Source organism: Streptomyces sp. NPDC002130 (genome assembly GCF_040296465.1).
In the GTDB taxonomy this organism is placed as follows: Bacteria; Actinomycetota; Actinomycetes; order Streptomycetales; family Streptomycetaceae; genus Streptomyces.
The window spans coordinates 1-2524 of sequence record NZ_JBEOXI010000548.1 but is presented as its reverse complement, the minus strand read 5'-3'; the positions used below and the strand labels follow the sequence as shown (position 1 = coordinate 2524).

Below are 2524 nucleotides of genomic sequence, written 5' to 3'. Positions count from 1 at the left end.
GCCGAAACTTGTCTCGCCGACCATTCCGGGGCGGAGGTCATGCGCCCAGGGGCCCACGATCAAACTTTGTGGTCCGCGCTCCACGGATGCGTAGTGTCTCAGCGTCTCCCGGATCATCGCGTCGTCCCAACCTCCGATGTGTAATCCGGCGACATCGAGTTCGGACAGGTCGTCCGCGGAGACGAGATCGTCGCTGCCGTACGGCTGGCGTTCACGAGCCCGGTTGATCGGCGTCACCCAACCCGGCGAATCGGAGGTCAGGCCGACCTTCTCGATCATCGACTGCGCCGGGAGATGTTCCAGCAAAGCTGAATCCGAGCGCATCAGAGCCGGGATGAATCCCTCACGGGAGGACGAGGAATCTCCGTGCTCGCCCCACCACGCCAGATGCTCGGCGAGGAGAAGTATCCCCGACGGATCACGTTTGACTCGATCGCTTCCGATGGTCGGCACTTTGGAGACGACGGCGTCAACGCGAAATGACCGATCGGCGCTGTTGGTCTCGGCAGCAAATGCCCAGGCGGTTCCTGCCGCGTACGAAGCCCCGCTGGCGATGACGCACTTCGGCGTCCAAGGCTGATCCTGCAGCCACTCGGCCAGGGCGGCGCCGTCCTCTCGCTCGTGGACGTACGGTTCCCAAGAGCCGGTGGAATCGTGCCGCCCACGCACGTCCTGACAGAGGAACGCAATTCCTCGCGATCGCCATTCGATTCCCTCGGCCAGATGCCACCCACGCCCGTACGGGGTGCGGATCACGATCAGCCCTCGAGGTGAAGACTCTGATGGGAGAAGCACATCCGTAGCGAGCAGAGAACCGTCAGCGGCCGGAACCTCGACACCGAGGGAGATCACCGGAGCGTCGGCAAAGGGTCGAGAACGCCGCCTGGCAGTGGTAACACGGGATGGCGAGTCGTCATGAGGGTTCGTGGATTCATCCGGATCTGGTGGTGAAGGTGTGATTGCGGTGCGCCGTAGGAACCAGCCACGACGACCGAACATGCAAGTGCACTGACCATTGCGGCTGCGGTGGGCGAAAGTTCAAGCGGACGGCGGTCGCTGCCGGCGAGGTGTTTCCACAGTGCCTGCAGATGATCCGGTACACGCGACGCGGCAAGCCGTCGTCCGCAGACGTCCCGGTAGCTCGAGCTGTCGATACCGTCGAAGAAGGGGCCTATGTATATCTCGCCCAGCTCGGAGTGGACGCGTTGCCACGGAGTTCGGCTGTGGCGGCACCAGGTATCGAGTTCCGACCACTCGTCGTGAGGAGGAGCGCCGGCAACCGACAGTACGAGGTCCGATGCCGCAACGTCGTCTTCGATTGGCGCAGTGGTGAATATGACTTCGAGATCCGGAAGAGCTTCGGAGAGCAGGGCGATGCAGGCATCGGCAACGGGCCCGGTTCCGTCGACCAGTACATGTCGGAGGACTGGAATCTCCGGTACTTCACCTGGAACAACCAGCACGCCGCGTGCGAGGAGGGCGTCGGCGATCTCGATCGATCCCGCGCCGAGCGGCGAGTTCGACCGTCGGAGGAAGCTGTCGAGTTCCGCGAGATTTTCGGCAGGCGCACCGATCGTGACTGCGTTCTCGTCCGGTGTCAGGTAGTGCCAAGAACCGTCCGGGGTCGGGTACAGCTGGTGTCCGTCGGCGAGGGCGTACACGGATCTCCTTGTCGAGGCCCGCACCCGACGAGTCGGATGCGGGCGGGGTCATCAGCAGATCAGACTGTCGAAACAGGCTGGATCAAGGAAGGTTTCAGCTCTGGAAGCTGAAAGGGTTGTCGACGAGAGCGTTGGTACCCACACCCTGCAGAGCGTGTGCTGACGTAGCCTCGGCAACCGGCTCGAAAGTGAACGGGTTGTCGACGAGGGCATTGGTGCCGACGCCCTGGAGTGCATTGGCCGGAGCCGAGTTGGAGACGCTGTCGAACGAAATGTTGCTCATTGTCATCCCTTCCGTAATGGAAACCATTTCCATTACGATGCCACCGTACGAAAGATCGCGACGGAGAGCAACAGGTACAAGAGAGTGCATACATGAGCGAGACCCCGACGACGGGATCCGTCGAAGCGCAACCACATGTGTTTCGGGACAGATCGTTTCGATTGTTCTTCACCGCCCGCACGATTGCCGTGGCCGGTGCGGCGGTGACCGGAGTGGCCATGCCGATCCTGGTGTTCGACATCAGTCGGTCTCCGTTTCTCACCTCGCTCGCGGCCGCTGGGACGGTTCTGCCGTACCTCGTGTTCGGTTTGTTCGCCGGCGCGGTGGCAGACCGAGTCGATCGGCGCACGGTCATCCTGTGTGCGCAGGCCGCAGCTGCTCTTGCCTTGGCGAGTGTTCCGGTGGCCCAGGCGCTTGGTGTCTTGACCGCGTGGCATGCCGTCGGCGTATCGATGTGCATCGGAACGTGTTTCGTGTGGTTCGACGCGCTGAAGATCACCGCGGACGTGCTGGCCGCGCTGGAGATCAGCCACGAGATGGGCCTGGTCCACCGCGACATCAAGCCGGGCAACGTGATGAT

Annotated in this window: 4 protein-coding genes; 1 reads left to right on the top strand and 3 read right to left on the bottom strand. The window is 62.7% G+C overall.

The window, feature by feature from the left end:
• The 3 genes from ABT116_RS42580 to ABT116_RS42570 form a co-directional block, all read right to left on the bottom strand.
• Positions 1 to 852: CocE/NonD family hydrolase (locus ABT116_RS42580; RefSeq protein WP_351646023.1), on the bottom strand; the 852-nt coding region annotated here is incomplete at its 3' end.
• Positions 849 to 1661: a hypothetical protein gene (locus ABT116_RS42575; protein WP_351646018.1), complete on the bottom strand. Its 813-nt coding sequence runs from the start codon at positions 1659 to 1661 to the stop codon at positions 849 to 851. The genes ABT116_RS42575 and ABT116_RS42580, both read right to left, overlap by 4 nt.
• Before the next feature lie 94 nt (positions 1662 to 1755).
• Positions 1756 to 1971, bottom strand: a complete 216-nt coding sequence (locus ABT116_RS42570) for a streptamidine-related RiPP repeat protein (RefSeq protein WP_351646014.1) — start codon at positions 1969 to 1971, stop codon at positions 1756 to 1758.
• Positions 1972 to 2036: 65 nt separating this feature from the next.
• Between ABT116_RS42570 and ABT116_RS42565 the strand changes: the two genes are divergently transcribed.
• On the top strand, positions 2037 to 2524 hold a 488-nt coding region (locus ABT116_RS42565), incomplete at its 3' end, for an MFS transporter (RefSeq protein ID WP_351646009.1).

What these genes read in the sequence shown, in the direction of transcription:
- ABT116_RS42570 (WP_351646014.1), bottom strand. Translation starts at nt 1,971, where the DNA reads ATGGTTTCCATTACGGAAGGGATGACAATGAGCAACATTTCGTTCGAC.